Here is a 25,296-nt window from a genome sequence, read left to right as displayed (position 1 = left end):
TCCTCAGCGGTCATGCGGCGGCCCGGTCAAAGGGCGGGTAGATCAGGAGGCGCCGGGACGGACGAGACCGGCGTCGTAGGCGAAGATCGTGGCCTGGACCCTGTCGCGGAGGCCCAGCTTGCCGAGGAGCGCGTTGACATGGGTCTTCACGGTGGTGGGCCGGATGCCGAGGACCGCGGCGACCTCGACGTTGCTCAGGCCCCTGGCCACCTCGCGCAGCACCGCCAGCTCCCGCTCGGTGAGCTGGGCCAGCTGCTCCTTGACGCGCGGCGAGACCTCGACGGTGCCCGAGACGAAGGCGTCGATCAGGCTCCGGGTGACGGACGGGTCGAGCAGGCTCTCGCCCGAGGCGACCGTGCGGATGGCGTCGACGAGGTCCTGCGGCTCGCAGTCCTTCAGCAGGAAGCCCGACGCCCCCGCCCTGAGCGCGGAGAAGACGTACTCGTCGCGCCGGAAGGTCGTCAGGACCAGCACCTTGATCCCCTGGGCGACCAGCCCGGGGGTGGCGGTCAGGCCGTCCGTCCCGGGCATCCGGATGTCCATCAGGACGACGTCCGGGCGGAGCGCGGTGGCCCGCTCGAGAGCCTCGGCCCCGTCGCCCGCCTGGCCGACGACGGTCAGGTCGTCCTCGCCGCCCAGGACGGCCGCGAAACCGGCCCGCACCACGATCTGGTCGTCCACGATCAGCACCCGGATCGTCATGTCGCCTCATCCAGCACGTCGAGAAGCTTACGCATGCCCGCCAGGGCGGCCCTTCCCTCGGCGGCGATCTCGGTGAGGCTGCCGTCGGGGCGTTCGGCCTCCTTCACCAGCTGCGCGGTGTGCGAGAGCACCTCGGCGCGCAGCCCGATGGCGATCTGCTGGCGTTCGCCCCGCACCACCTCGGCGGTGCGCCGGGCGATGGCGTCCAGAACGTCGCGCTCCCATCGGGCGGCCCGTTCCCTGCGGCGCAGGATGGTCCTGCCCCACAGCCAGAACGGCAGGAAGAACACCGCGGCGGCCAGGGTCCAGGCCAGCGACGCCACGATCGCGACCACGAGGGGATCGTCGTCCGGCGCGGCCTCGTGGACCGACGCGTACCCGAGCACGAGCCCGATGAGCCCCGCGGTGGGCGCGGCCAGCCACCGGGGCGGCCTGCGGGCGCCGTAGATCGCCACCGAGGCGACCGCGACGGCCTCACCGGGCCAGGCGAACAGCCAGATCCACAGCGAGATCGGTGTCAGCCAGCCCGTCATCACCACGGCCGGCCACAGCCAGGACACCCCGACCAGCCCGGCCAGCACCCGCCACGGCGCGGTCCTGCGCCACAGCAGCAGGACCGAGGACAGCGCCAGCAGCACCGCCATCACGGCTATGGTCGCCGCCCCCGTGGCCAGCGGCTCGTCCGGATCGGGCGAGAACACGATCACCATGGGCAGCGCCCAGGTCAGGACGGCCGTCATCACGTCGACGGTCCTCGCCCAGCTCAGCCCGCCCCCCTCGGAGACGGCCAGGGGCACCGAGGCCAGGACCCGCCAGACCTCGGAGGGCCCGCCGCCGTCGCCGGGCAGCGGACCGGCCTCCAGGGTGCCGCCGAGCGCCGCGGCGCGTTCGCGCATCCCCGCGATGCCGCGCCCCGAGCCGAGGCCCGCCACCCCCTGGCCGCACGGGTTGGTGACCGTCACCGTGACCGAGTCCGGCAGGTAGGCCAGGGCCACCTCGACCGGGGCGCGGCCGTAGCGCATCGCGTTGGTCAGCGACTCCTGGACGATCCGGTAGAACGCCTCCACCTGGGCGGGCGGCAGCTCGGCGGGACGCCCCTCGACCGTCAGGGTCACCGGCACGCCCAGCTTGGTGAGGCCCTCGGCCAGCGCGGGGAGCAGCGATTCGAGGGAGGCCGAGGCGCCGGTGGGCTCGCCGACCACGTCGACGAGGCGCCCGAGCGCTCCCAGCACCTCGCGGCCGGTGGAGGCGGCGTGGCGCAGGGACTCGGCCGTCAGGGCGGGATCGGCGATCCGCGCCGCGGCGGAGGCGTGGACGACGACGGCGCTGAGGTGGTGGCCTGCCACGTCGTGCAGGTCCCTGGCGAGCCGTTCGCGCTCCTCGGCCGCCGCCCGCCGGCGTTCGGTCTCGGCGTCGGCGACCCGCCGGGCGACCTCCTCGCGGTGCAGGCGCCGGTGGTAGCGGGTCTGGCCGAGCGCGGCGAACAGCACGCCGAGGCCGAGCCCGAACAGGAAGGTCGCGCCCTGCTCTGTCGGCGTCTTCGCCAGCTGGCTGGGCACCGCGGCGACGGCCGCCGCGGCGACCCCGGCGAGGGCCCTGCGGGAGTCGCGGTGGGCGGCCAGGGAGAACAGGGCGACGATCTCGGGCGGGATGGCGCCCTCGGTGGCGAACTCCGAGAGCCAGAATCCCGACACGAAGATCACAAGGCACACGTAGCCGAGGACCAGTTCGGGATAGCGCCGCCGCCACACCAGGACGAAGACGCACGATCCGTAGACGAACATGCCGAGCAGCCGCTCGGTGGCGCTCATGGGCCGGTTCGACACCTCGGCGAGCCAGGGCGCGACGAAGACCTGGCAGATCACCATGACGGTGGGCAGCCCCACGTCCCACGGTGCCGGCCAGCCGTCGGACCGAGCCCTCAGCAGCGTTCGCACGGCCCCCCTTCCGGTCCCCGTACCAGTCTCCCCCGGACCACCGACAGAACGGTTCCGCCGCCGGGACGAGCCCGTCTCCACCCTCCGATCGACCCTCCCGTCCGGGTCTCAGAGCGTCAGCGGTGCTCCGCCGAGCGTCAGGACCTGGCCTTCCGGGGTGATCCTCAGGGCGAGCTCCTCCCCGTCCGGACGCCCGTGGGCGAGGGCCTCCAGCACCTCCCCGACCAGGTCGCGGGGCCCGTACCGGTGCAGTTCCCCGTTCTCCAGCAGCGCCCACGACCCGTTCTCCCGGGAGCCGGGCCCGGTCTCGTGCAGCAGCAGCCCCGGCCGTCCCGACCGGCCGAACAACCGGTAGGCGACCCCCGGGGCGAGCGCGTTGACCAGCAGTTCCGCCGCCTGGCGGCCGGGTCCGGCGCCACCGGTCAGGTCGGACGGCCGCAGCCGCGACCGCTCGCTGTCCCGCGCCTCCCAGTGGTGCAGGAACTCGAAGACCTTGCCGCGCTCGCCCCGCTGGGAGCGGAGCATCATGTACCCGCACTGGCCGTGGAAGGTCCCGACGGCCTCCTGTTCGCCGGTCCTGACCAGGAGTGTCCGGTGGCCCATCCCGAACGGCGGGCTCCACGGGACCACGCCCCTTCCGCCGGGGCGCAGCGCCGCGATCCAGGACCAGGGCAGCTCGCCGACCCCGCATGTCACGTGCAGCCCGTCGAAGGAGGAGGGTGCGAACGCGAGGGCGGCGGCGTCGGCCGTCAGCACCTCGGGACGCCTGCGGAGGAAGGCCAGGTTCGCCTCGGCCCGCTCCGCGAGCACGGGATCGATCTCCACCGAGACGACCTCGTCGGCGAGGTGGGCCAGCAGCCCCGCGGTCCAGCCCGAGCCCGTCCCGATCTCCAGCACCCGGCCGCGCGGGTCGAGCAGCTCCCCGAAGAGGGTGGCGATCCCGGGCGCCGACAGGGAGGAGGTCGCGTCGCCCTGCCCCCGGGTGGGGTCGCCGGCCCCGTCCTCGGTCTGGGTGACGATCACCGCGTCGGCGTAGGCGGTCTCCAGCCAGCGGACGGGATCGGCGTCGCGGTCGATCCGGAACCCCTGCCGGTCGCCCGTGTCCAGGCTCGCCCAGGCGGCCGCGGGCACGAAGCGGTGCCGCGGGACGGCCAGGAGCGCGGCCCGCCAGCGCGGCGAGGTCAGGATCCCCTCCGCCTCCAGCTCGCCGGCCAGCGCGGCGTTCAGTTCCTCGGCCCGTCCCACGCTGACGTTCCTACCCTGGATTTTCCCCTCCCTCATATGTTTGACTGAGTCAATGAATGACCGGATCGACGCCGTCAGGCGCTTCAACCGCCGCTACACCGAGCTCATCGGGGTGCTGAACGAGGGCCTGCTGTCCTCCCCCTACACCCTCACCGAGGTGCGGGTGCTGTTCGAGATCGCCCACGCGGGCGAGGCCGAGGCCGCGGGGCTCCGCGAGCGCCTGCGCCTGGACGCCGGCTATCTCAGCCGCATCCTCGCCAGGTTCGAGTCCGACGGCCTGGTCGACCGGCACCGCTCGGACGCCGACGCCCGCCGTCAGCTCGTCCGGCTCACCGCCGAGGGCTCCGCGGTCTTCGCCGACCTCGACGCCCGCTCCGACGACCAGATCCGCCGCCTGCTCGAACCCCTGCCCGAGGGGCGGCGCGATCGCCTGGTCGAGGCGATGGAGACGATCGAGCGGACCCTCGACGACCCCTCCCCCGCCGCCTGGTCGCTGCGGCCGCTGCGCCCCGGCGACCTCGGCTGGGTCGCCTCCCGCAACGGCGTCTGGTACGCCGCCAACCGCGGCTACGACTCCTCCTACGAGGCCCTCTGCGCGGAGATCGCCGCCGGATACGGCCGCGACCACGATCCCGAGTGCGAGAACGGCTGGATCGCCGAGCTCGACGGCCGCCCGGTCGGCGCGATCTTCTGCATGCGCGCGGCCCGCGAGGGGTTCGTCGCCCAGCTCCGCCTGCTGCTGGTCGAACCGGAGGCCCGCGGCCTCGGCATCGGCCGGGCGCTCGTCGGCACCTGCCTGGACTTCGCCCGGAACGCGGGCTACAAGGAGATGGTCCTGTGGACGGTGGACGGCCTGCCCGCCTCGCGGCACCTGTACGTCAAGGCCGGGTTCACGCTCGAGTCCGAGCGGCCGGAGCACAAGTGGGGCAAGGACGTGCTGGCGCAGTGGTGGCATCTCACCCTGTAGTCCTACGCCGGGCGTCAGACCCTGGTGGCACGTGGTCGCGGTGTCCCGCTGGCTAGCCTGGCCACCGTGAGTGATCCCTCCCTTTTCGTCCGGGTCAGGACCGCCCTGCGGGGCGCCCTGTTCTCCGGCGCCCCCGAAGCGCCCCGGCCCGGACGCGCCCTGTTCGGCGTCCCCGTCCAGCAGGCCGCCGACCTCCTCCTGGCGTTCCTGCTGATGCTGATGGCCGCCAACAACACCGCGCCGCACTCCCAGGAGGCGCGGCCGATCGGCACCGGGCTGGTCGTGCTGGCCATCGCGGCCACCGGCCCGCTGGCGCTGCGCAGGCTCTGGCCGCTGGTGGCCTGGCGCGCGGCGCTCGCGGGCTGGCTGCTGCTCGTGCTCAGCGAACCCGACCACCGGCCCGAGGCCGCCTGGGGTCCCGGCCTGGCGATGATGCTGATCCTCTACACGGTCGCGGTGCGGTGCGAGCCCGAGACGGTCCTGGGCGTGTGGCTGGTCACGGTCGTGGCGACCCCGGTGCTGGCCGGTGGTCTCGTGGTGATCCTCCTGGTCGTCGCCTTCGGCGTGACGTCGCTGTTCGGCTACAACGTGCGGGCACGGCGCTCGGTCCAGTCCCTGCTGGCCGTCGAGGAGGCCAGGAGCGCCGAGGAGAAGGCGAAACGCTCGGTGCTGGAGGAACGGACGAGGATCGCCCGGGAACTCCACGACGTCGTCGCCCACCACATGTCGGTGATCGCGATCCAGGCCGAGGCGGCCCCCTACCTGGCACCGGACCTGCCCGAGCCGATCACCGGCGCGTTCGCGGAGATCCGCTCGACCGCCCTGGACGCCCTGGCCGAGACCCGGCGGATGCTGGGCGTGCTCCGTCAGGAGGAGGACGGCGGCGAGACCGCGCCGCAGCCCGACCTGGCCCGCCTGGACGACCTGGTCGCCTCGGCCCGCAGCGCCGGCCTGTCCGTCGAGGTCTCCGTGCTGGGCCTGGCCCGTCCGCTCCCCCCTGGCCTCGGCCTCAACGCTTATAGGATCATCCAGGAGGCGCTCAGCAACGCCATGCGGCACGCCCCCGGCGCCGCCGTGCTGGTCAGCCTGGACTACCGGCCCGACCTGCTGGAGCTGGCGGTGCTGAACGGCCGTCCGCCCGGCGACCGGGTCCCGTTCCCGCCCGGAGGCGGGCACGGCATGGTGGGGATGCGGGAGCGCGCCTCGATGCTCGGCGGCGAGCTGTCCGCCGGGCCGACGGACGAGGGCGGGTTCGCCGTGCGGGCGAGGCTGCCGCTGGGGAGGGCCGCATGACCATCCGTGTCGTGATCGTCGACGACCAGGGCATGGTCCGCAGCGGCTTCAAGGTCCTGCTCGACGTTCAGCCCGGCATCGAGGTCGTCGGCGAGGCCCCCGACGGCGCGGCCGGGATCGAGGTCGTCGCGGAGCTCCGCCCCGACGTGGTCCTCATGGACGTCCGGATGCCCGTCATGGACGGCCTGGAGGCGACGAGGATCCTGCTCACCGCCGAGGACCCGCCCAAGATCCTCATCCTGACCACCTTCGACCTCGACGACTACGTCTACCAGGCGCTGCGGGCGGGGGCGAGCGGCTTCCTGCTGAAGGACGCCTCGGCGGCGGAGCTGGCGAACGCCGTCCGGGTCGTCGCCGCGGGGGACGCCCTGCTGTCGCCCTCGGTGACCAAGCGCCTGATCGCCGAGTTCTCCCGGCTGGGCGGCCGTCCGGCGCCGTCCGCGAAGCGGATCGAGGACCTCACCGAGCGGGAGACCGAGGTCCTGTCCCTGGTGGCGCGGGGCCTGTCGAACACCGAGATCGCCGGCGAGCTGGTCGTCGCCGAGCAGACCATCAAGACCCACTTCGGGCGGGTGCTGATGAAGCTCGGCCTGCGCGACCGCGCCCAGGCGATCGTCTTCGCCTACGAGACGGGGCTCGTCCGCCCCGGGGACTGACGTCTGGCACTCCGGTACGACCTCTGATGACGGCTCCGCGGTGTGATCACGACGAGGGGCACCGATTCCTAGCTTGGTCGTCAGCCGCCCCTGACGACCCGGAGGAATCCCCATGCGGAGCATGCTCGCCGTTTCTGCCCTCGGCCTGATCGCCACCTTCACCGCGGGAACGGCGTCGGCCGGCCCCTACGCCGCGCCGACCGGAGACGTCCGGGCCGATCTGGACGCGGCGATCACGACCGCCGAGCGGGTCCATGACGACGGCCGGGCCCGGGCGCTGACCGCGCTGCGGGGACGCCGTCTGCTGGCGTTCGACGCCCGTGGCAGGGGCCGGGCGGTGGAGGCGCTGGGCGACCTGGACACCGCCGGGCGGATCATCGTCGTGGTGCCGGGCGCCGACAACACCCTCGACGTCTTCGACTCCCCCAAGTTCGCCGGCGGCGCGGCGCGGAACCTCTACGACCAGGCCAGGGCGGACGCCCCCGGTGAGCGGATCGCCGTCGTGGCCTGGATGGGTTACGACGCGCCGCGCACGCTCAGCCCCGCGGTCCTCGACGACGGCCGGGCACGCGAGGCGGCAGGGCTGCTGGAGGACTTCGTCTCCGGCCTGCGCGCCGCGCGTCCCGCGGCCCGGTTCAGCCTGGTCTGCCACAGCTACGGGACGGTCGTCTGCGCGAAGGCCGCCCACGCGGTCCAGGCCACCGACATCGCCCTCGCGGGAAGCCCGGGCACGACCGCCTCGACGGTCTCCGGCCTGCGCACCTCCGCCCGGGTCTGGGCGGGACGCTCCAGCGGCGACTGGATGGACTGGATCCCGAACGTCCGCTGGCTCGGCCTGGGGTTCGGCCAGGACCCCACGGCGGCGTCCTTCGGCGCGACCGTCTTCCCCGCGGGGAGCAACGGTCACAGCGGCTACTTCTTCGCCGGGGGCGAGGCGCTGCGGAGCCTCTCCCTGATCTCCCTGGGCCGCGGCGGCGAGGTCCGGCCGGTCTGAACGCTCACCGGTGCGCCCGCACGAGGTCGTCGACCTCGGCCCTGAGCTTGATGAAGTCCGGTTCGCGCTTGATCGGCAGACCGCGGTCGGGGGGCAGCGCGACGGCCAGGTCCGCGGCGACGCGGCCGGGACTGCTGGCGAACACGACGACCCGCTGGGCGAGGAAGACGGCCTCCTCGACATCATGGGTGACCATCAGGATGGTGGTACCGGTGTCCTTCCACACCTGACGCAGGAACACCTGCATGTCGTCCTTGGTCTGACAGTCCAGAGCACCGAACGGCTCATCCAGCAGCAGCACCGACGGCTCACACACCAGAGCCCGCGCGATCGCCACCCGCTGACGCTGCCCGCCCGACAACTCCCTCGGCAACCGCCCCTCCAGACCCCTCAGACCCACCTCCGCCAGATACCAGGCGACGCGTTCGCGGCGTTCGGTCTTCTTCATCCTGAGCAGTTCGAGCCCGAAGCCGACGTTCTCCTCGACGGTCCGCCAGGGGTGGAGGGCCCCGGTCTGGAAGACGAGGCCGCGTTCCGGACCGGGGCCCGTGACCGGCCGGCCGTCCACGGTGATGGTCCCGGTGGTGGGGGCGTCGAGCCCGGCGATCAGCGACAGCAGGGTCGACTTGCCGGAGCCGCTGGCCCCGACGATGCACACGAACTCGCCGTCCTGGATCTCGAGGGTGATGTCCTCCAGCGCACGGGTCGTGCCGAAATCGCGGCCTACCTTGTCGAGTCTCACGGCTGCCACCTTCCGATCCGGTCGCGGACCAGCCGGAGGACCACGTCGATGGCCAGCCCGATCAGCCCGATCACGATCAATATCGCGAAGATCTTGTCGCTCTGCAGGAAACGCTGCGCCCGCGAGATGCGGTAGCCGAGGCCGGACTCGGCGGCGATCAGCTCGGCGACGACGACGAGGTTCCAGGCGACCGCGAAGTTCACCCGGACCGCGTCCAGAATCCCCGGGAACGCGTAAGGCACCACGACCTTGCGGAGGATCTCGCCCTGCCGCGCGCCGAGCGTCGCCGACACCTGCCGCAGCTCCGCCGGCACCACCTTCACCGCATCGGCGACCATCAGAGTGTTGAAGAACACCACCCCGATCACCAGCAGGGCGACCTTCGAGGACTCACCGATCCCCAGCCAGATCACCAGCAACGGGATGAACGCCGCCGCAGGCAGGTACCGCAGGATTCCGATGATCGGCTCCAGCAGCGCCTGCACCGAGGGGAACGCGCCCATCAGGACGCCGAGCGGAACAGAGATCACCACCGCGATGCCGAAGCCGTACAGGATCCGCGCCGAACTCGCCCAGACGTCATCGGCGAGCTGACCCGACCGCGCCATCTCCCACCCCGCCGTCCAGGTGTCGGCCGGGCTCGGCAGGAACTCCTTCTCCACCACGCCCAGCGCACAGACGAAGAACCACAGACCGAGAGGAACCGCCACCGAGACCGCCCGCAGGATCCACCGGGACGTCTTCGGCACCGGCACGCCCAGGCTGAGCAGCGCGGGGATCCGCCGGGCCGGACGCCGCCGGGGAAGCGGCGTCCTGACCTTGTCCAAGGCGACGGTCACGGCTTGAGGCCCTGCAGGAACCTGGGCTCGAACAGGCCGTCCAGGGCGGGCTTCTCGTCGGCCAGATCGGCGTCGACGAGGAAGGTCGCGATCTGTTCGGCCTGGAAGTTCAGGTTGACGGGCTCGCCGCCCGTCCCGAACGCCTTGATGTTGTCGGCGAGGGAGAAGATCGTGGTCCCGGCGTCGTAGGACTTGTAGTCGTCCTGGGAGACGTCCGCCCGCTTCGCCATGATGCCGATGGCCTCGGCGGGATTCTCCTTGATCCACTTCAGGGTGTCGAACCAGGTCTGGACGAGCGCCTGCACCTGCGGTCCCTGCTTCTCGACCAGGTCGCGCTTCACGACGAGGTGGTCGGGGATCGCGCCGGGGAAGTCCTTCGACGTCGCGATGGCCTTGCTGCCCTTGAGCTTCAGCGCGGTCGTGGTGAAGGGCGCGAACACACCGACGGCGTCGACCTGGCCGGAGGCGAACGCTGCGGCCGCGGCGTCGGTCGGGAGGGGCTTGAAGGTGATGTCCTTCTCCGTCAGCCCGGCCTTCTTGAGGGCGAGCAGCAGCAGGTAGTGGTCGACGGTGCCCTGTTCGGCCGCGACGGTCTTGCCCTTGAGGTCGGCGAGGGAGGCGATCCCGGGCCTGGCGATGATCTGGTCGTTGCCGGTCGAGTTGTCGTTGACCAGGACGATCGTCTGCTTCGCCCCGCCCGACACCGACGCCAGGGTGTCGTTGAGCGTCTGGCTGTTGGCGTCGATCGCGCCGGTGGACAGTGCCTGGAGCGAGTCGGTGTAGCTGTCGAAGTACTTGAGATCGACCGTCACGCCGTTCTTCGCGAACAGCCCCTTCTCCTGGGCGATCTGCCACGGGAACCATCCCGGCCACGCCGAGAAGCCGAGCGTGATCTTCGCGGGGCCGGCCGGGGTCTCCTCGTCTCCTGACCCGCCGCACGCGCTGATCAGGGCACCGGACAGGACCAGCGCGCCGATGATCCGCGCGGCTCTGAGAGATGAAGGGAGTCGCATGTGTGGGCCTCTTCCGCAGGGCTGGCCCGGCGCGTGACCGGGCGTCGGCTGACCTCCCGGGCTTTTCTCCCGCCGTGGAACGCCCGCCGCCGGCGGCCGCCTGCGTCTCTCGGACCAGCCCACCCCGGAGGGTGCGGAACCCTAGACGCGCCTCGCATGCTGCGAGTCGGGACCAGCACACCGCCGTCCGGTTTCGCACGCGTTAATCGGCCGTTCCACTCGCGTGACTCTTGGCATCGCACCGCGCACTCCCTTTACCGCAGACCGATCGAGGCCGTCCACCGAAGTGAGGTGGCTCTGGCCGGAAGGAGAGCAAGCTGTGGCCTCAAGGCTTGATTGACCGTCCGGTCAATCCGGGGATCTATCGGATGGGACGAGGGAGTCCCGGTCCAATCCCCCGGAGGTGGCGGATGTCCCTGAAGTTCAACTACGAAGCGGCGGTGGCCTTTCTGGCCGGGCTCGCCGCGCTGCTCGCGCCCGACCTGTGGACCGACGGCGCGGGCCGTCAGCCGCTGATGGTCCTCGGCGTGCTCCTGCTGCTGGCCGGCCTCTACGCGCTCCTCGGCGCGGCCGGGCCGACCGCCTGGACCGCGACGGCGTTCGCGGCCCTCCTCTTCGTCGCGCCCTGGGCGTGGCAGTTCACCGGTGACAACGGTGCCGCCTGGACGGCATGGATCGCGGGCGGCGTGGCGGCTATCGTCGCGCTGTACGGCACCACCCGGGCCGCGGCCGAAACCTGACAGACGCGTGAGGTGGTCCCGGCGCCGGGTACGGCACCGGGACCATCACCCATTCCGTCGGGGGTTTCCATGAACGACTCGCGTACCCGCATCCTCGACGCGGCCGAGGAGCTGTTCGCCGAGACCGGCTACGAGGCGACCTCCACGGCCCGGATCGCGGAACTGGCGAGCGTGCCCAAGGGCCTGGTCTTCCACTACTTCCCGCAGAAGATGGACGTGCTGCTGACCCTGGTCGACGAACGCACCCGGATCGAGGTCCTGCCCGACGAACCGCACCCCGGCGACCCGGCCGGGGCCCTGCGGCGGCTGGCGTCCCGGATCCCGCTGCGGGCGTCGCCGAGCATGCGCCGGATCCTGTTCCGCGAGGCCGAGACCCACAAGTCGGTCCGCGAACGGCTCGGCGCCGTCAACCGCGAGCTGGTCGGGCACGCCCGCCGCGGCCTCGAACTGGCCCTGCCCGGAGCCCGCGGCGACGCCGCCCGCCTGGAGATCGCCGCCGCGACCTTCGCGACCGTCCTGCTCTACCAGGAGAGCCTCTTCCAGCTCACCGGCGACCGCGTCGACCCCGACGCCCTCGCCGACCTCATCAGCCGCGCCCTCTCCTAGCCCGCGGCGGTCGTCGCCACGATCGCGCTGTCGAGCAGGGCGACGACGACCTGTTTGACCGAGGCGCGGTCGCGGGCGTCGCAGTGGACCAGCGGGATCCGGTCCTGGAGGCCGAGCGCCTCCCTGATCTCGGGCAGCTCGTAGTGCGCGCCGTCGGGGAACCGGTTGACGCCCACCGCGAACGGGATGCCCATCTCCTCGAAGAAGTCGAGCGAGGGGTAGCACTGGTCGATGCGGCGGGTGTCGACCAGGACGACCGCGCCGATCGCCCCCTCGATCAGGTCGTCCCACATGAAGGCGAACCGCTCCTGCCCCGGCGTGCCGAACAGGTACAGCACCAGCGACCGGTCGAGGGTGATGCGGCCGAAGTCGAACGCGACGGTCGTCGTGGTCTTGCGCTCCACCCCCGAGGTGTCGTCGATCCCCGCGGCGGCGTCGGTCATCGCCGCCTCGGTCGTCAGGGGCTCGATCTCCGAGATCGCCCCGACGAAGGTCGTCTTCCCGACCCCGAAGCCGCCGGAGACAATGATCTTCGCCGAGATCACCTGGTCAGAGGGCACGGACACCTTCTCGGATCCTCTCGAGGATGGGACGGGACCTGGCGTCGGCCAGGCCCAGATGGTCATGGACGGTGACCAGCCGCTCGCTGACCAGGTCAGCGATCAGGACCCGCGCGACACCCACCGGAGCGCCGAGCGCGCCCGCGATCTCGGCGACCGAGACCGGCCGCTGGCACAGGTGGACGATCTGCCGCCGCTCGAAGGTGAGCGGTGCCGACAGCGCGGCGGGAGCGGCGCTGACCAGCGTCTCGACCCGCAGCCGCTCGTCCACCGGCCGGGTCCGCCCGCCGGTGAGGACGAACGGCCGCACGACCGCGCCGTGGTCCTCCTCGTCGTCGGCCGGCACCGGGACGGTCGGCGCGGACGGCGGCACCACCCACCGCGCCTCCTCCCGCACCTCGATCATCCGCGGATCGGGCAGCCGCGGCCCGAGGCCGTCGTCTCTCCAGGTCATCGCAGGACCTCGTTCTTGAGCTGGGCCACGATCTGCGGGGTCAGCAGCCCGCCGAACCGCTCGCACAGCAGCGCGATCTCGTGGCCGACCAGCCCGAGATCGCAGTGCGAGGTCGCCACCACGCCGAGGCACGACCCGTCGGAGATCGCCGACACCAGCAGGAAGCCGCGCCGCATCTCCACCATGACGAGCTTCAGCCCGTCGAACCCGTACTGCCGGGACGCGCTGCGCGCCAGGCTCGTCATCCCCGACACGATCGCGGCGAGCCGCTCGGCCCCCTTGCGGTCGAGCCCGTCCGACATCGCCATGAGCAGCCCGTCCGAGGACACCGCCACGGTGTCGGTGACGCCGTCGGTCGCCCGCACGAAGTTGGCGAGGAACCAGTTGAAGCTCTGCACCTCGGAAATCGCCTGTGCCATCGCAGATCAGTTCTCCCTTCCGGGGTCGGTGTCGCGTTCCTGCCGCTGCGAGCCGTCGGCGGCCCGCTGGTATCCGGAACGGAAGTTGGTGAGCATGGTGGACACCTCGCCGGGCGTCCGGTCGACCGGCGGATCCGGCGGCACGGGCGGTGCGGCGGACTCGGCCCTGCGGTGCCCGCCGGGCGTGCGCGGAGGCCGTTTCATCAGCCCGTTCGCGGTGGTCTCCCCGGCGTACGGAGGCGGCGGGGCGAGGGTCCGCACCGAGCCCCCGCCGGGATCGGGTTCCGGGCGCCCGGCGGTGCGCGTCAGCGGCCGTGCGGCCGCGGGCGGCCCGGCGGGCTCGGCCGGGCGCGTCTCGGGCACCGACATGACCGAGCCGGGCAGCACCACCCGGGCGGTGACCCCGTTGAGCGGCGAGTCGTGCAGCCACACCCGGACGCCGAGCCGGACGGCCAGCCGGCCGACCACGAAGTGGCCGAGGTCGCGCGTCGGCCTCACCAGGAACGACCGCTCGCCTCGGAGCCTGCCGTTGGCCTCGGCGAGCGCCTCCGGGCCCATCCCGATCCCGGCGTCGACGATCGCGATGTGGTACTCGCCGCCGATCGCCCGCGCCGACACCTCGACCTCCTGGTCGGGCGGAGAATACATCAGGGCGTTCTCGATCAGCTCGGCCAGCAGATGGGAGACCTCCGCGCCGGACGCTCCGCGCATCAGCCCGTCGTCGACCCGGCGCAGGACGACCCGGCGGTAGTCCTCGACCTCGGCGAGCGCCGAGCGCAGGATGTCGCCGACGGAGATCGTCCCCGACCACTTGCGCGGGCTGTGCTCACCGACCAGGACCAGCAGCGACTCGGCGTTGCGGCGCATCCGGGTCGCGAGATGGTCGAGCTCGAACAGGTTCGCCAGCTGGTTCGGATCCGCCTCCTCCTTCTCCAGCGCGGAGATGAAGCCGAGCTGCCGCCGCACCAGGTTCTGGTTGCGGCGCCCCAGGTTCGCCAGCGACTCCGCGGTGTTGCGGCGCATCACCGCCTGCTCGACGGCGAGCCGCACCGCGGTCTCCTGGAGGTGGTCCAGCGCGCGGGCGACCTCGGCGAACTCGTCCCGGCGCCCGGCCAGCCCCGACCCGGGCCGCTCCAGCACCACGGCGCCCGGGTCCTCGGCGCCCTGAATCCGGGCGACCGCCTCGGGGAGGCGCTTCTCGGCCGCGTCGTGGGCCTCGCCGGTCAGGGCGGCCAGCGGACGCACGATCGACCGGAAGGTCAGCAGGCCCAGCAGCAGCGCCGCGAGCGAGACGGCCACCGCGCCGCCCGCGTAGGCCAGCAGCCTCGTGCGGGACTCCGCCTTGATCGTGCCGGCCCTGGCGGAGATCTCGGCGCCGACCTTCACCTGGACGTCGTGCAGGTCGTCGATGAACGCCGTGATCGCCGCCCACCAGGTCCTCGGCTGGACGCCGAGCCGCTCGGCCGTCGGGGAGTTCTGCGCCTTCTGCTCCAGGGCCAGCATCGTGGAGGCCTGCGGGGTGCTGGACGCGGCGTCGAAGGCGTCCGCCCAGGCCGGTGCGGCGAGCCGCCTGAACTCGTCGAACCCGGCCTGCTTGGCGGCCCTGATGTCGTTGAACAGCGGGTACTCGGCCCGGCTGAACGAACCGGAGGCGAACACGCCGTTGAGGGTGGCCCGTTCCCGTCCGGCCTGCTCCTTGCCCGCGCTCAGCGCGCGCAGGGCCGCCATCCCGGTCCGCAGCGCACGGTCGCCCTCGCCGATGTCTCCGGGGAACATCGCCTCGCTCAGCGCGGCGATGCCCGCCGAGTAGAAGGCGAAGACGTCGGCCTTGGTGGTCTGGCCGGAGTCGACGGCGCCGCGGACGGCACCGAGCCGTCCGAGCTCGGCCTCGGCCGTCCTGATCCGCCCGGCCACCGCCGACGGGTTCGCCGCCAGGGCCCGGTCGAGGGTGCCGCGGGCGGCGTTGGAGGACCGGCGCTGCGTCTCGATCAGCGGCTTGTAGTCCGCGGCGCCGCCGACGAACCCGACGCTCAGCCCGCGTTCCTTCTGCAGGGAGTGCACGAGTTCCTGCGCGGTCAGCACCAGCTCGACGTTCTCCGCCGTCGCCGAGGCCTCCCTCGACGCGCTCAGCTGGGTGAGGACGCCGAAGGAGGCGGCGACGACGAGCAGGGCCGTCGGCACGGTGAGGATCAGGGCGATCCGGGCGCGGATCGAGCGCCCCCGCCAGCGCCACCGGGAGGTGGGGGCGGAGGCGGGAAGGCTGGCGGGTGACCGCGGCGCGGCCCTGCGGCGGCCGCTCATCGCTGTCCCTGAGGCTGGGCTGGCATGCCCGCGAAGCTAGGGGCGGCGTATTTCCGGGTCGTTGCCGACCGGTACTTCGCCCGTTGAGGTCACCTCACCCGGAAACGGACCGCGTGTGAGTTCGGATCGGGCCACGTCAGGCGTAGGCGTGGATCGCGCTGTCGAGCAGGGCGATCACGACCTCCTTGACCGACGAGCGCTCGCGGGCGTCACAGCGGACCAGCGGGACGCCGTCGGGAACGCCCATCGCCTCGCGGATCTCCGCCAGGTCGTAGTGCCTGCCGCCGGGGAACTCGTTGACGCCGATCGCGAAGGGGATGCCGGTGTCCTCGAAGTAGTCCAGGCAGGGGAAGGCCTGGTCTATGCGGCGGGTGTCGACCAGGACGATCGCTCCGATCGCCCCCTCGATCAGGTCGTCCCAGAGGAAGGCGAACCGCTCCTGGCCCGGGGTGCCGAACAGGTAGAGCACGAGGGAGGCGTCGAAGGTGATGCGGCCGAAGTCGAACGCGACGGTCGTCGTGGTCTTGCGCTCCACCCCGGCCGAGTCGTCGATGCCGGCGGCGGCGTCGGTCATCGCCGCCTCGGTCGTCAGGGGCTCGATCTCCGAGATCGCCCCGACGAAGGTCGTCTTCCCGACCCCGAAGCCGCCGGAGACAATGATCTTCGCCGAGATCACCTGGTCAGAGGGCACGGACGCCCTCCCGGATCCGTTCCAGCACCGACAGGAGCCGGCCGTCGTCCATGCCGAGGTGGTCATGGACGGTCACGAACCGCTCGGCCAGCAGGTCGGCGACCAGCACCCGGGTGACCCCGATCGGCGCCCCGAGCCGGCCCGCCAGCTCGGCGACCGAGAGCGGGCGCTGGCACAGCCGCACGATCCGCCGCCGTTCGAAGGTGAGCGGCGCCGAGAGCGCCGCGGGCAGTGCGCTGATCATGGTCTCGACACGGAGCCGCTCGTCCACGGGCCGGGTCCGGCCGCCGGTCAGCACGAACGGGCGGACGATCGCCCCGTGGTCCTCCTCGTCGGCCGCGGGCACCGAGGGAGGCGGGGTGAACGGCGCCCGCCGCGGCTCCTGCTCCTTCTGGACCGCACGCGGACCGGGCAGCCTCGGCCCGAGATCGTCTTCTCCCCAGCCCATCGCGGAACCCCTCATCGCAGCACCTCTCCTCGCAGCACCTCGTTCTTCAGCTCGGCCACCATCTGCGGGGTCAGCAGCAGCCCGAACCGGTCGCACAGGACGGCGATCTCATGGCCGACGAGCCCGAGATCGCAGTGGGCGTCGGCGACGACGCCCAGGCAGGACCCGTCGGAGATCGCCGACACCAGCAGGAAACCGCGCTGCATCTCGACCATGACGAGGCGCAGGCCGTCGAACCCGTACTGGCGGGACGCGCTGCGCGCGAGGCTCGTCATCCCCGACACGATCGCGGCGAGCCGCTCGGCCCCCTTGCGGTCGAGCCCGTCCGACATCGCCATGAGCAGCCCGTCGGAGGAGACGGCCACCGCGTCGGTGACGCCGTCGGTGCGGTTCACGAAGGTGCCCAGCAGCCAGTTGAAGCTCTGTGTCTCGGAAGTGTCCCGGGTCATGGCCGTTCCTTCCCTTCTCCGTGCCGCTTGCGCGGATCCGGGCCGTCCGGCGTCGCGGGCTCCGGTGCCGCGCTCTGGTAGCCGGAACGGAACGCGGTCAGCATCATCGACACCTCCCCCGGGGTGCGGCCGACCGGTGCCGGTGCGGACCTGCGCTGCTCGGGCCTGCGGGCCCGCTGCTCGCCGCCGTCGCGGGTGCCGCGCCTGGCGAGCCCGTTGGCGGTCGTGCCGCCGAAGGCGGGCTCGATCCTGGTCCTCTGCATGCCGGCCTCGTCCCCTGCCGGGGGCTCGGTGGTCCGCGCGGCGGGCTCGGCGACCGGGCGGGGCCTCGCGGGCGCGGGCCGGGGGGCGCGGTGGCGGGGCGCTGACGGCTCCTCCATGACCGCCCCGCCGAGGGTGACCCTGGCCGTGATGCCGTTGAGCGGCGAGTCGTGCAGCCGCACCCGGACACCGAGACGTTCGGCGAGCCTGCCGACGACGAAGTGGCCGAGGTCGCGGGTCGGCTGGACCAGGAACGACCGCTCGCCGCGGAGCTTGGCGTTGGCGGCCTCCAGGGCCTCGGGCCGCATCCCGATCCCGGCGTCGACGATGGCGATGTGGACCTCGTCTCCGGCCGTCCGGGCCGACAGCTCGACCTCCTGGTCGGGCGGGGAGAACGTCAGGGCGTTCTCGATCAGCTCCGCCAGCAGGTGCGACAGCTCGGCGGCGACCGCTCCGCGCACCATCCCCTCGTCGATCCTGCGCAGGACGACCCTGCGGTAGTCCTCGACCTCGGCGAGCGCCGAGCGCAGCACGTCGCCGAGCGGGATCGGCCCGCTCCAGCGGCGCGGGCTGTGCTCGCCGACCAGGACCAGCAGCGACTCGGCGTTGCGGCGCATCCGGGTCGCGAGATGGTCGAGCTCGAACAGGTTCGCCAGCTCGTTGGGGTCGGCTTCCTCCTTCTCCAGCGCGGAAATGAAGCCGAGCTGCCGCCGCACCAGGTTCTGGTTGCGGCGCCCCAGGTTCGCCAGCGACTCCGAGGCGTTGCGGCGCATCACCGCCTGCTCGATCGCGAGCCGCACCGCGCACTCCTGGAGGTGGTCGAGGGCGTCGGCGACGGCGGTGAACTCGTCCGCTCGCCGGCGCGCCCGGTGCGGGCCGAGGTCGAGGGTGATCCCCGCGGGGTCCTCCGCGGCCTGGATCCGGGCGACGGCCTCGGGCAGCCGGTACTCGGCGGCCTCCATGGCCTCGCGGGTGAGCCTGCGCAGCGGCCGGACGATCGCCCGGAAGGTCACGTATCCCAGCCCCGCCGCGGCGAGCAGCAGGACGGCGAGGGCGCCGAAGTAGCGGAAGAGGGTCATGTGGGAGGCGTCGATGACGGCCTCCGCCCGGTTCTTGATGCCGGAGCCGACGCTGAGCTGCACCCGGTGCAGGTCGTCGATATAGGCGGTGCTGGCGTTCCACCAGGTCTCCGGCTCGACCCCGAGCCGCCTGCTGCCGGGCCCGTCGAGCGCGTGCTCCTCCAGGCCGAGCATCGTGACGGCCTGCGGGGTGCGCAGCGTCGCGTCGAGCGCCCGCGTCCACTCCGGGACGGCCGCCAGCCGGTGGAACTCCGCGAGGGCTGACCTGCGATCGGCGCGCAGCTCGGAGAACTGCTCGTACTCGGCGTGGGTGAAGCGACCGGAGGCGAAGACGCCGTTGAGGGTGGCGCGCTCCCGCCCGCTGAACTCCTTGGCGACGCTCAGCGCGCGCAGCGCGGCGAGGCCCTGCCTCAGCTCGGCGTCGCCCTGGCCGACGTCGGCGGCGAACATCGCGTCGTTCAGGGCGCCGATGGAGGTCGAGAAGAAGGTGGAGATCTCGGCCTTCGAGGCCTTGCGGGCGTCGACGGCCTCGCGCACGGAGGACAGCGGCGTGAGGCCGTCCCCGGCCTTGCGGATGCGCCCGGCGGCCGTCGACGGCGCGCCCGCCAGCAGGTCACCGAGCGCGGTCCTGGCGGCGTCGGAGGTCTTGCGCTGCCGGTCGAGGGGGGTGCGGTAGGAGGACTCGCCGCCCGTCAGGCCGACGCTGTACCCGCGCTCCTTCTGCAAGGAGTGGACGAGTTCCTGAGCGGTCAGCACGAGTTCGACGTTCTGGGCGGTCTCTTCGGCGTCCCTCGCCACACGGAACTGGGCGGCCACCCCGAGGAGGGCGACGACGACCAGCAGCGCGGTGGGAACGGCCAGGACGAGCGCGATCCGGGATCGGATCGTGTGCAGATGGGCCACGTTGGAATCTCCGTACGGTTACGGGATGCTCACTCCCCGTTGTACGGCATGTGCTCTAAGTCGCGGGGCCTTTTCAGGCAAGCAGTTCGACGAACTCCGCCAACTGGGTGAGATTGCGGCATTCATGCATTTCGATGACGTCTCCGTACTCCTCGGCCGCGGAGTCACCGGTGTTCCAGTCCCGGACGGGCTCGGGATTGAGCCAGTAGGCGTGCCGGGCCGTGGCCGCCATCCGCCGGACGATCGGCAGCGCGAGGTCGCCGTAGTTGGAGCGGGCGTCGCCGAGGACGAGCAGGGACGTCTTGGAGTTGATCGCGTCGGCGTACTTGTCGTCGAAGACCTTGAAGGCGTGGCCGTAGTTGCTACGGCCGGTCAGCCAGACGAGATCGGCCTCCTTCGCGAGCCGCTGCATGGCGTCGGTCACGTCCACTCCGGGGGCGAAGAACTTGGTGATCTCGTCGGTGGAGTCGATGAACGCGAACGCCCTGACCTTGGTGAACTGCTCGCGGAGCGCGAAGGTGAGCAGCAGGGTGAAGTGCGCGAAGGCCTGGCAGGAGTCGGAGGCGTCGCACAGGATGACGAGCTCGGGCTTGTGCGGGCGCTTCGGCTTGTGGTGCGTGGTCAGCGGGACGCCGCCGGTGGAGAGCGAGGCGCGGACCGTCCGGCGGAAGTCCAGGCGGCCGCGGTCGCCGTGCCGGTTCTTCTGGATCAGCCGGGCGGCGAGGCGCCGGGCGAGGGGATAGATCTCGCGGCGCAGCGACCGGAGCTCGGCGCGGCCCGCGCGGTTGAAGTCGAGCTTCTCCAGCGGCGGGCGGACCGCGATCCTGGCGGTGCGCTGCACCCCGGTGTCCTCGGCGATGCGGCGGCGGACCTCGGTGGCGACCAGCGCCTCGAACCGGCCGATGCGGTCGCGGAAGCGCTGGCGGGCGGCCTGCTCGGCGCACTTGCTGCGCTCCCCCGCGCCGAGGACGGCGTTGAGCAGCGACGCCATGAGCGTGTCGGCCGACATGGCGCGCAGGACGCCGGAGGAGAACCAGGAGGTGCCCTGCGGGGTGCGGCCGAACTGCCCGACGGCCAGCCGGGCGAACTGCCGGAGCGCGGTGTCGTCACCCTCCAGCAGCAGCTCGAACAGCTCCCCGCGCATCTCCTGGACCTCGGGGTCGAGGGCGGGCGGCACGGTGGAGCGCGGTGCGTCGGCGGGCCGGTCGCGGCCGGTGACGCCCGCGCCGAGCGCCGAGGGGAACCACAGCTCGAAGAGGGTGTCGAAGGTCTCGCGGTGGGCGGGGCGCTTCACGAGGGTGGCCGCGTAGGCGCCGCGCAGGGTCTCGCGTTCGAGCAGGTCGATGTGCTGGAGCGCGCGGGCGGCGTCCAGTCCCTCGGCCAGGGAGACCGGCAGCCCGGCCTCGCGCAGGGCGTGCACGAATCCGGTGTGCCGGTCGACGAGGCTCATCCGAGCTTCAGTTCCTTGACGGCCCTCTGCTGGTCGGAGACGTGCTTGAGGACGACTCCGAGGGTGGCCTTGACGGTCTCCTCGTCGAGGGTGTCCAGGCCGAGGGCGAGCAGCGTGCGGGCCCAGTCGATCGTCTCGGCGATCGAGGGCTGCTTCTTGATCTCCAGCCCGCGCAGCGCGCCGATGGTCGCGACGAGCTGCTCGGTGAGGGCCGCCTCGATCCCCGGGACGCGCGACAGGACGATGTCACGTTCCCGCTCGGCCGAAGGGTAGTCGAGGTACAGGTAGAGGCAGCGGCGCTTGAGCGCCTCCGACAGCTCGCGGGCGGCGTTGGAGGTGAGGACCACGAACGGCCGGCGCCTCGCGGCGATGGTGCCGAGCTCGGGGATCGTCACCTGGAAGTCCGACAGGACCTCCAGGAGCAGGCCCTCGACCTCGACGTCGGCCTTGTCGGTCTCGTCGATGAGCAGGACGGTCGGGTCGTCGCGCCGGATCGCGGCCAGCAGCGGCCGCTCCAGCAGGAAGTCCTCGTTGAAGATGTCGTCGTGGGTCTCGTCCCAGGACTGGTCGCCCGCGGCCTGGATGCGCAGGAGCTGCTTCTTGTAGTTCCACTCGTACAGGGCGCGGGCCTCGTCGAGGCCCTCGTAACACTGCAGGCGGATCAGCTCGGCGTCCGTGGCGGCCGCGACGGCCTTGGCCAGCTCGGTCTTGCCGACTCCCGCGGGGCCCTCGACGAGCAGGGGCTTGCCGAGGGCGTCGGCCAGGAAGACCGTGGTGGCGATGGCCTGATCGGTCAGGTAGCCGGAGCCGGCGAGGGCCTCGGCGACCTGCCCGGGCGAGGAGAAAAGGCTCACTTCTTCTTGGCGTCCTTCTCGTAGGTCTGCTGGTTGGCGGCGAAGATCAGCTTGCCGTCCTTGATCTCGACCTGCCAGTAGGTGACACCGGGGTCGCCGCCCTCCCAGGAGAGCCGGTAGGTGTGCTTGGAGACCGGGAAGGCGGTCCCGGTCCACAGCTCCTTGCCGCCGGCGACGAACTTGCCCTGGCCCTTGGCGTTGAAGACGAAGTAGTCGTTGGCGGGGCTGGAGCCGTTCCACTTGCCGACCAGCTCGGTGACCTGCTTGGGCTTGGCCGTGGGCGCGGGCGGCAGCTTCTCGGTGGGGCTGGGCGGGGTCGCGGCGACCTTCGGGTCGAGGGTCGGCTCCTCCCCCGCCGGGTCGGTGGAACCCGCCTGCGGCTGGCTCGAGGTGCCGGTCTCGGGCTTGGTGACGGTGTCGTCCTTCTTGCCGCCGCCGCAGGCGGTGGTGAGCACGAGCAGTCCGGCCAGAGCGAGCGCGAGCGGTTTCACGGGTGGGCCTCCGACGACGGGTGGGGTGGGGAGATTCGGCGCAGTTTACCCAGTGGTAGGACCCCCGGAAGATCTCCGGGGGTCCTTTTCCGCCTTGTTACTTGCCGGGCTCCGGGTCGCGGGGCAGGCCGAGGAGACGTTCACCGATGATGTTGAGCTGGACCTCGGTGGTGCCGCCGTAGATCGTCATCGCACGGCTGAACAGCATCGCGCGGGCGACGATGCCGGTCGGCGCCATGACCTCCTCGACCGCCGCCAGCTCCCCCTGGGAGGCGTAGCAGTAGTCGGCGACGTCCTGGTTGAACTGGACGCCGAGCAGCTTGCGGACCGAGGCCTCGGCGCCGGGGCTGACTCCGTTGAGCTGCTTGAGGGTGGTGCGCAGGCCCAGCAGGTCGATCGACTGGCCCTGGGCGATCAGCTTGCCGACCTCGGCCTTGGCGATCGTGCCGAGCTCCTTGCCCTTGAACCATTCGAGCAGCTCGGGCACGCCCATGCCCAGGCCGCCGCCGGTCGACAGCGAGACGCGCTCGTTCGACAGGGTGTTGCGGGCGACCTGCCAGCCCTTGTCGACCTCGCCGACCACGCAGTCGTCGGGCACGAAGACCTCGTCGAGGAAGACCTCGTTGAACAGGGCCTCGCCGGTCAGCTCGCGCAGCGGCCTGACCTCGACGCCCTGGGCCTTCATGTCGACCAGGAAGTAGGTGATGCCGTCGTGCTTGGAGCCCTCGCTGCTGGTCCGGGCGATGCAGAAGCCCCACTGGGCGAACTGGGCGACCGACGTCCAGATCTTCTGGCCGGTCAGCTTGAAGCCGCCCTCGACCCGCTCGGCCTTCATCGACAGCGACGCCAGGTCGGAGCCCGCGCCGGGCTCGGAGAACAGCTGGCACCAGACGATCTGGCCGCGGAGCGTCGGGCGCAGGAAGCGCTCCTTCTGCTCCTCGGTTCCGTAGGCCACCAGCGAGGGCACCAGCCAGGCGCCGATCACCAGGTTCGGAGACTTGATCTTGGCGGCGCGCAGCTCCTGCTGGATGAGGATCTGCTCGATCGGGTTCGCGCCCCGGCCCCAGGGGGTCGGGAAGTGCGGGACGGTCCAGCCCTGGTCGCCCATCGCGGCGTTGAGCTCGTTCTTGCCCTCGATGGCCTTGAGCGGCTCGATCTCGGTGCGGATCCGCTCGCGGATCGGGGCGGTGTCGTCGTCGAGCTCCAGCTCGACCTCGCGGCGCCCGCCAGCCAGGCCCAGGTCGGCGACGTCGGCCGCCCAGTCCTTGCCGGAGCCGAGCAGTGCCTTGATCGCCAGGGTGCGGCGCAGGTAGACGTGGGCGTCGTGCTCCCAAGTGAAGCCGATGCCGCCGAGGATCTGGATGGCGTCGCGGGCGATCTGGGCGGCGGCCTCGGGGGCGATCACCGCGGCGACGGCCGCGGCGAAGTGCGCCTTGTCCTCACCCTCCTGGACGGCGCGGGCGGCGTCCCAGACGGCGGCGCGGGCCTGCTCGAGGCCGATCAGCATCCGGGCGGCCTTGTGCTTGACTCCCTGGAACTGGCCGATCGGGCGGCCGAACTGCTCACGGACCTTCGCGTACTCCGACGCGGTGGTGACGCACCAGGACGCCGCGCCGGCGGCCTCGGCCCCCAGCAGCACCGAGGCGAGGTCACGGACCTTCTCGTCGGTGACGCCGTCGAGGACCCGGTCGGCGGGGACGGACGCGCCGTCGGCCTCGACCCGGGCCACCCGGCGTACCTTGTCGAGGCTGGGCAGCGGGGTGACGCTCACCTGGGAGGCGTCCAGGACGACCCACTCGTTCCCGGCCCTGGCGACGATCAGGTCGGCGAGGGCCGCGCCGAGGACGGGCTCGACGGTGCCGCTCAGGGCGTCATGGGAGCCGCCGAAACCGCCGGAGATCGCCACGGCGGCGGTCTTCTCGCCGGTGGCGAGCGCCTCGAGCAGCGCGTGCGCCTTGGGGTTGGAGCTCGCCTGGATGACGGCGCTGGCGAACACGGTCGGCAGGAAGGGCCCCGGCGCGACGGCCCGGCCCAGCTCCTCCAGGACCACCGCGAGTTCCAGCAGGCCGAAGCCCTGGCCGCCGTGCTCCTCCGCGATGTGCAGTCCCAGCAGGCCCTGTTCGGCCAGCCCGGCCCAGAACGCCGGGCGGTTCTCCTCCTCGGCGTCGAGCAGGTCCCGCACGACCGCCTGAGTGATGTACCGCTCGGCGAACCCGCGGACCGACTCGGCCAGGTCCTCGTGCTCCTCGGTCAGCCCGATGGCCATGCGCGCACCTCTCCATGAAAGCTCGGTCCGGGCACCGTCCAGAGGTGCGGTCCCGGTTGTCGAGCTTCATTCTAGAACTGGATTCAGTCTGTTGGCAGAGGTGACTCTACTCACAACTACTTTCCTGGGCGAATCCGGGCATAAAGCTCGGAAAGCTGGTCCGTCGCGGCGTCCTCGTCGGGCAGCGAAAGCGCCCGCTGGGCCGCCGCGGCCCCCATCCGCACCGTCAGGCCCGGCTCGTCGACGAAGCGGCCCAGCGCCCCCGCGAGGGCCGCCCCGTCCCCGGCCGGGACGAGCAGCGCCGCGTCCCCCACCATCTCCGGGATACCACCCACCGCGGTGGCGACGATCGGCCGCCCCGCCTCAAGGGCCTCCTGGACGAACAGCGGCTGCCCCTCCCAGACGCTCGGAACGGCCACGATGTCGGCCGCCGCCAGCAGCTCCGGGACGTCGCTGCGGCGGCCCAGCAGCCGCACAGGAAGATCGTCCGAGCTGATGGTCTCGCGGAGGAGGCCGTCCAGCGGACCGTCCCCCGCCACGACGAAGAGCATCGGCCGCTCCCTGAGCAGGGCCGCGGCCTTCAGCAGATCGGGCAGCCCCTTCTGCTCTGCGAGCCTGGCCACGGTGAGGACGACCATCCGGTCCCCCGCCGCGAGTTCCTCCCGCACCCCGTCCCTGGCGGCCGGCGCCCCCCGGTGCGGCGGCGCCGGGACCAGCGCCCGGCCGACGTCATCCGCTCCGAGCTCCCGCATCCGCTCCTCGAGATCGGGCGAGACGCCCAGCACCGCCGTCGCCCCCCTGGCCACGACGCGCTCCAGGGCGCCGTAGACCGCCCCGACCGCCCCGCCGGTGATCAGCGCGTTGTGCAGCGTCACGACGACCGGAGGGCCCGCCGCAGCGAACCTCAGCCCGCCGCGGCCCGGCGGCGGGCCGCGG

The 25,296-nt window shown here is 72.2% G+C and carries 25 protein-coding genes and 1 riboswitch; of the genes, 6 read left to right on the top strand and 19 right to left on the bottom strand.

The annotated features are described in order from the left end of the window. Positions 1–42 precede the first annotated feature (42 nt). From ABD785_RS31255 to ABD785_RS31245, 3 genes are all read right to left on the bottom strand, one after another. Complete coding sequence (locus ABD785_RS31255) at positions 43–702, bottom strand: response regulator (protein WP_344835509.1); 660 nt, start codon at positions 700–702, stop codon at positions 43–45. Further along, positions 699–2,639 carry an ATP-binding protein gene (locus ABD785_RS31250; RefSeq protein ID WP_344835507.1) on the bottom strand — a complete coding sequence of 647 codons (1,941 nt, stop codon included), beginning with the start codon at positions 2,637–2,639 and terminating at the stop codon, positions 699–701. The genes ABD785_RS31255 and ABD785_RS31250 overlap by 4 nt, the downstream gene beginning before the upstream one ends. Positions 2,640–2,747: 108 nt before the next feature. Beyond that, positions 2,748–3,884 carry a methyltransferase domain-containing protein gene (locus ABD785_RS31245; RefSeq protein ID WP_344835506.1) on the bottom strand — a complete coding sequence of 379 codons (1,137 nt, stop codon included), beginning with the start codon at positions 3,882–3,884 and terminating at the stop codon, positions 2,748–2,750. 52 nt (positions 3,885–3,936) lie between these two features. Between ABD785_RS31245 and ABD785_RS31240 the strand changes: the two genes are divergently transcribed. The 4 genes from ABD785_RS31240 to ABD785_RS31225 all read left to right on the top strand — a co-directional run bounded on the left by ABD785_RS31240 (position 3,937) and on the right by ABD785_RS31225 (position 7,794). Further along, the gene (locus ABD785_RS31240) at positions 3,937–4,851 is read left to right on the top strand and encodes a bifunctional helix-turn-helix transcriptional regulator/GNAT family N-acetyltransferase (RefSeq protein WP_344835505.1); all 915 of its coding nucleotides are present in this window, start codon (positions 3,937–3,939) and stop codon (positions 4,849–4,851) included. A gap of 66 nt (positions 4,852–4,917) precedes the next feature. Continuing rightward, the gene (locus tag ABD785_RS31235) at positions 4,918–6,144 is read left to right on the top strand and encodes a sensor histidine kinase (protein ID WP_344835504.1); all 1,227 of its coding nucleotides are present in this window, start codon (positions 4,918–4,920) and stop codon (positions 6,142–6,144) included. Beyond that, on the top strand, positions 6,141–6,800 hold the full coding sequence (locus ABD785_RS31230; protein ID WP_344835502.1) for a response regulator: 660 nt from the start codon (positions 6,141–6,143) through the stop codon (positions 6,798–6,800). Before ABD785_RS31235 ends, ABD785_RS31230 begins: the two co-directional genes overlap by 4 nt. 112 nt (positions 6,801–6,912) lie before the next feature. Continuing rightward, the gene (locus tag ABD785_RS31225; RefSeq protein WP_344835501.1) at positions 6,913–7,794 is read left to right on the top strand and encodes an alpha/beta hydrolase; all 882 of its coding nucleotides are present in this window, start codon (positions 6,913–6,915) and stop codon (positions 7,792–7,794) included. Positions 7,795–7,798: 4 nt separating this feature from the next. Here the strand turns inward: ABD785_RS31225 and ABD785_RS31220 are convergent, their stop codons facing one another. Genes ABD785_RS31220 through ABD785_RS31210 form a run of 3 tightly spaced genes read right to left on the bottom strand, consistent with a single transcriptional unit; the run spans position 7,799 to position 10,388 of the window. After that, positions 7,799–8,536: an ABC transporter ATP-binding protein gene (locus ABD785_RS31220; protein WP_344835500.1), complete on the bottom strand. Its 738-nt coding sequence runs from the start codon at positions 8,534–8,536 to the stop codon at positions 7,799–7,801. Further along, on the bottom strand, positions 8,533–9,375 hold the full coding sequence (locus ABD785_RS31215) for an ABC transporter permease (protein WP_344835499.1): 843 nt from the start codon (positions 9,373–9,375) through the stop codon (positions 8,533–8,535). Before ABD785_RS31215 ends, ABD785_RS31220 begins: the two co-directional genes overlap by 4 nt. Further along, positions 9,372–10,388, bottom strand: a complete 1,017-nt coding sequence (locus ABD785_RS31210; protein ID WP_344835498.1) for an ABC transporter substrate-binding protein — start codon at positions 10,386–10,388, stop codon at positions 9,372–9,374. The genes ABD785_RS31215 and ABD785_RS31210 overlap by 4 nt, the downstream gene beginning before the upstream one ends. Positions 10,389–10,439: 51 nt before the next feature. After that, positions 10,440–10,544, bottom strand: a riboswitch (guanidine-I (ykkC/yxkD leader). 254 nt (positions 10,545–10,798) lie between these two features. Here ABD785_RS31210 and ABD785_RS31205 point away from each other — a divergent pair. Together ABD785_RS31205 and ABD785_RS31200 are read left to right on the top strand one after the other, a co-directional pair. Beyond that, on the top strand, positions 10,799–11,128 hold the full coding sequence (locus ABD785_RS31205) for an SPW repeat protein (protein WP_344835497.1): 330 nt from the start codon (positions 10,799–10,801) through the stop codon (positions 11,126–11,128). A 69-nt stretch (positions 11,129–11,197) separates the two neighbouring features. Further along, the gene (locus ABD785_RS31200; RefSeq protein ID WP_344835496.1) at positions 11,198–11,734 is read left to right on the top strand and encodes a TetR/AcrR family transcriptional regulator; all 537 of its coding nucleotides are present in this window, start codon (positions 11,198–11,200) and stop codon (positions 11,732–11,734) included. Here the strand turns inward: ABD785_RS31200 and ABD785_RS31195 are convergent. From ABD785_RS31195 to ABD785_RS31135, 13 genes are all read right to left on the bottom strand, one after another. Then, the gene (locus ABD785_RS31195; protein WP_425547840.1) at positions 11,731–12,360 is read right to left on the bottom strand and encodes a GTP-binding protein; all 630 of its coding nucleotides are present in this window, start codon (positions 12,358–12,360) and stop codon (positions 11,731–11,733) included. The genes ABD785_RS31200 and ABD785_RS31195 overlap by 4 nt on opposite strands. Continuing rightward, positions 12,284–12,748 carry a DUF742 domain-containing protein gene (locus tag ABD785_RS31190; RefSeq protein ID WP_344835494.1) on the bottom strand — a complete coding sequence of 155 codons (465 nt, stop codon included), beginning with the start codon at positions 12,746–12,748 and terminating at the stop codon, positions 12,284–12,286. The genes ABD785_RS31195 and ABD785_RS31190 overlap by 77 nt, the downstream gene beginning before the upstream one ends. Continuing rightward, the gene (locus tag ABD785_RS31185) at positions 12,745–13,167 is read right to left on the bottom strand and encodes a roadblock/LC7 domain-containing protein (RefSeq protein WP_344835492.1); all 423 of its coding nucleotides are present in this window, start codon (positions 13,165–13,167) and stop codon (positions 12,745–12,747) included. The genes ABD785_RS31190 and ABD785_RS31185 overlap by 4 nt, the downstream gene beginning before the upstream one ends. Positions 13,168–13,173: 6 nt before the next feature. Next, positions 13,174–15,468, bottom strand: coding sequence for a sensor histidine kinase (locus ABD785_RS31180; RefSeq protein WP_344835491.1), 2,295 nt, complete (start codon positions 15,466–15,468; stop codon positions 13,174–13,176). Between the two features lie 136 nt (positions 15,469–15,604). Further along, a complete protein-coding gene (locus ABD785_RS31175; protein ID WP_344835490.1) occupies positions 15,605–16,159 on the bottom strand; it encodes a GTP-binding protein in 555 nt (184 codons plus the stop codon). Beyond that, positions 16,149–16,622, bottom strand: coding sequence for a DUF742 domain-containing protein (locus ABD785_RS31170; RefSeq protein WP_344835488.1), 474 nt, complete (start codon positions 16,620–16,622; stop codon positions 16,149–16,151). Before ABD785_RS31170 ends, ABD785_RS31175 begins: the two co-directional genes overlap by 11 nt. Further along, entirely contained in the window at positions 16,619–17,056 is a 438-nt protein-coding gene (locus ABD785_RS31165; protein ID WP_344835487.1) for a roadblock/LC7 domain-containing protein, read from the bottom strand. The genes ABD785_RS31170 and ABD785_RS31165 overlap by 4 nt, the downstream gene beginning before the upstream one ends. Further along, positions 17,053–19,299: a sensor histidine kinase gene (locus ABD785_RS31160; RefSeq protein ID WP_344835486.1), complete on the bottom strand. Its 2,247-nt coding sequence runs from the start codon at positions 19,297–19,299 to the stop codon at positions 17,053–17,055. Before ABD785_RS31160 ends, ABD785_RS31165 begins: the two co-directional genes overlap by 4 nt. 73 nt (positions 19,300–19,372) lie before the next feature. Further along, positions 19,373–20,749: a vWA domain-containing protein gene (locus ABD785_RS31155; RefSeq protein WP_344835485.1), complete on the bottom strand. Its 1,377-nt coding sequence runs from the start codon at positions 20,747–20,749 to the stop codon at positions 19,373–19,375. Beyond that, positions 20,746–21,603, bottom strand: a complete 858-nt coding sequence (locus ABD785_RS31150; protein WP_344835483.1) for an AAA family ATPase — start codon at positions 21,601–21,603, stop codon at positions 20,746–20,748. The genes ABD785_RS31155 and ABD785_RS31150 overlap by 4 nt, the downstream gene beginning before the upstream one ends. Beyond that, positions 21,600–22,094, bottom strand: coding sequence for a hypothetical protein (locus tag ABD785_RS31145; protein ID WP_344835481.1), 495 nt, complete (start codon positions 22,092–22,094; stop codon positions 21,600–21,602). Before ABD785_RS31145 ends, ABD785_RS31150 begins: the two co-directional genes overlap by 4 nt. A 97-nt stretch (positions 22,095–22,191) precedes the next feature. Next, a complete protein-coding gene (locus ABD785_RS31140; RefSeq protein WP_344835480.1) occupies positions 22,192–24,360 on the bottom strand; it encodes an acyl-CoA dehydrogenase family protein in 2,169 nt (722 codons plus the stop codon). 116 nt (positions 24,361–24,476) lie between these two features. Further along, positions 24,477–25,296: glycosyltransferase (locus tag ABD785_RS31135; protein ID WP_344835478.1), on the bottom strand; the 820-nt coding region annotated here is incomplete at its 5' end.

The organism is Actinocorallia longicatena, assembly GCF_039534125.1.
GTDB classification, from domain to species: Bacteria; Actinomycetota; Actinomycetes; order Streptosporangiales; family Streptosporangiaceae; genus Actinocorallia; species Actinocorallia longicatena.
Note: the sequence above shows the minus strand (reverse complement) of the source record. Positions and strands in the feature narration are given on the sequence as shown.

What these genes read in the sequence shown, in the direction of transcription:
- ABD785_RS31255 (WP_344835509.1), bottom strand. Translation starts at nt 702, where the DNA reads ATGACGATCCGGGTGCTGATCGTGGACGACCAGATCGTGGTGCGGGCC.
- ABD785_RS31240 (WP_344835505.1), top strand. Translation starts at nt 3,937, where the DNA reads ATGAATGACCGGATCGACGCCGTCAGGCGCTTCAACCGCCGCTACACC.
- ABD785_RS31230 (WP_344835502.1), top strand. Translation starts at nt 6,141, where the DNA reads ATGACCATCCGTGTCGTGATCGTCGACGACCAGGGCATGGTCCGCAGC.
- ABD785_RS31225 (WP_344835501.1), top strand. Translation starts at nt 6,913, where the DNA reads ATGCGGAGCATGCTCGCCGTTTCTGCCCTCGGCCTGATCGCCACCTTC.
- ABD785_RS31210 (WP_344835498.1), bottom strand. Translation starts at nt 10,388, where the DNA reads ATGCGACTCCCTTCATCTCTCAGAGCCGCGCGGATCATCGGCGCGCTG.
- ABD785_RS31205 (WP_344835497.1), top strand. Translation starts at nt 10,799, where the DNA reads ATGTCCCTGAAGTTCAACTACGAAGCGGCGGTGGCCTTTCTGGCCGGG.
- ABD785_RS31200 (WP_344835496.1), top strand. Translation starts at nt 11,198, where the DNA reads ATGAACGACTCGCGTACCCGCATCCTCGACGCGGCCGAGGAGCTGTTC.
- ABD785_RS31195 (WP_425547840.1), bottom strand. Translation starts at nt 12,360, where the DNA reads ATGACCATCTGGGCCTGGCCGACGCCAGGTCCCGTCCCATCCTCGAGA.
- ABD785_RS31190 (WP_344835494.1), bottom strand. Translation starts at nt 12,748, where the DNA reads ATGACCTGGAGAGACGACGGCCTCGGGCCGCGGCTGCCCGATCCGCGG.
- ABD785_RS31185 (WP_344835492.1), bottom strand. Translation starts at nt 13,167, where the DNA reads ATGGCACAGGCGATTTCCGAGGTGCAGAGCTTCAACTGGTTCCTCGCC.
- ABD785_RS31180 (WP_344835491.1), bottom strand. Translation starts at nt 15,468, where the DNA reads ATGAGCGGCCGCCGCAGGGCCGCGCCGCGGTCACCCGCCAGCCTTCCC.
- ABD785_RS31170 (WP_344835488.1), bottom strand. Translation starts at nt 16,622, where the DNA reads ATGAGGGGTTCCGCGATGGGCTGGGGAGAAGACGATCTCGGGCCGAGG.
- ABD785_RS31165 (WP_344835487.1), bottom strand. Translation starts at nt 17,056, where the DNA reads ATGACCCGGGACACTTCCGAGACACAGAGCTTCAACTGGCTGCTGGGC.
- ABD785_RS31155 (WP_344835485.1), bottom strand. Translation starts at nt 20,749, where the DNA reads ATGAGCCTCGTCGACCGGCACACCGGATTCGTGCACGCCCTGCGCGAG.
- ABD785_RS31140 (WP_344835480.1), bottom strand. Translation starts at nt 24,360, where the DNA reads ATGGCCATCGGGCTGACCGAGGAGCACGAGGACCTGGCCGAGTCGGTC.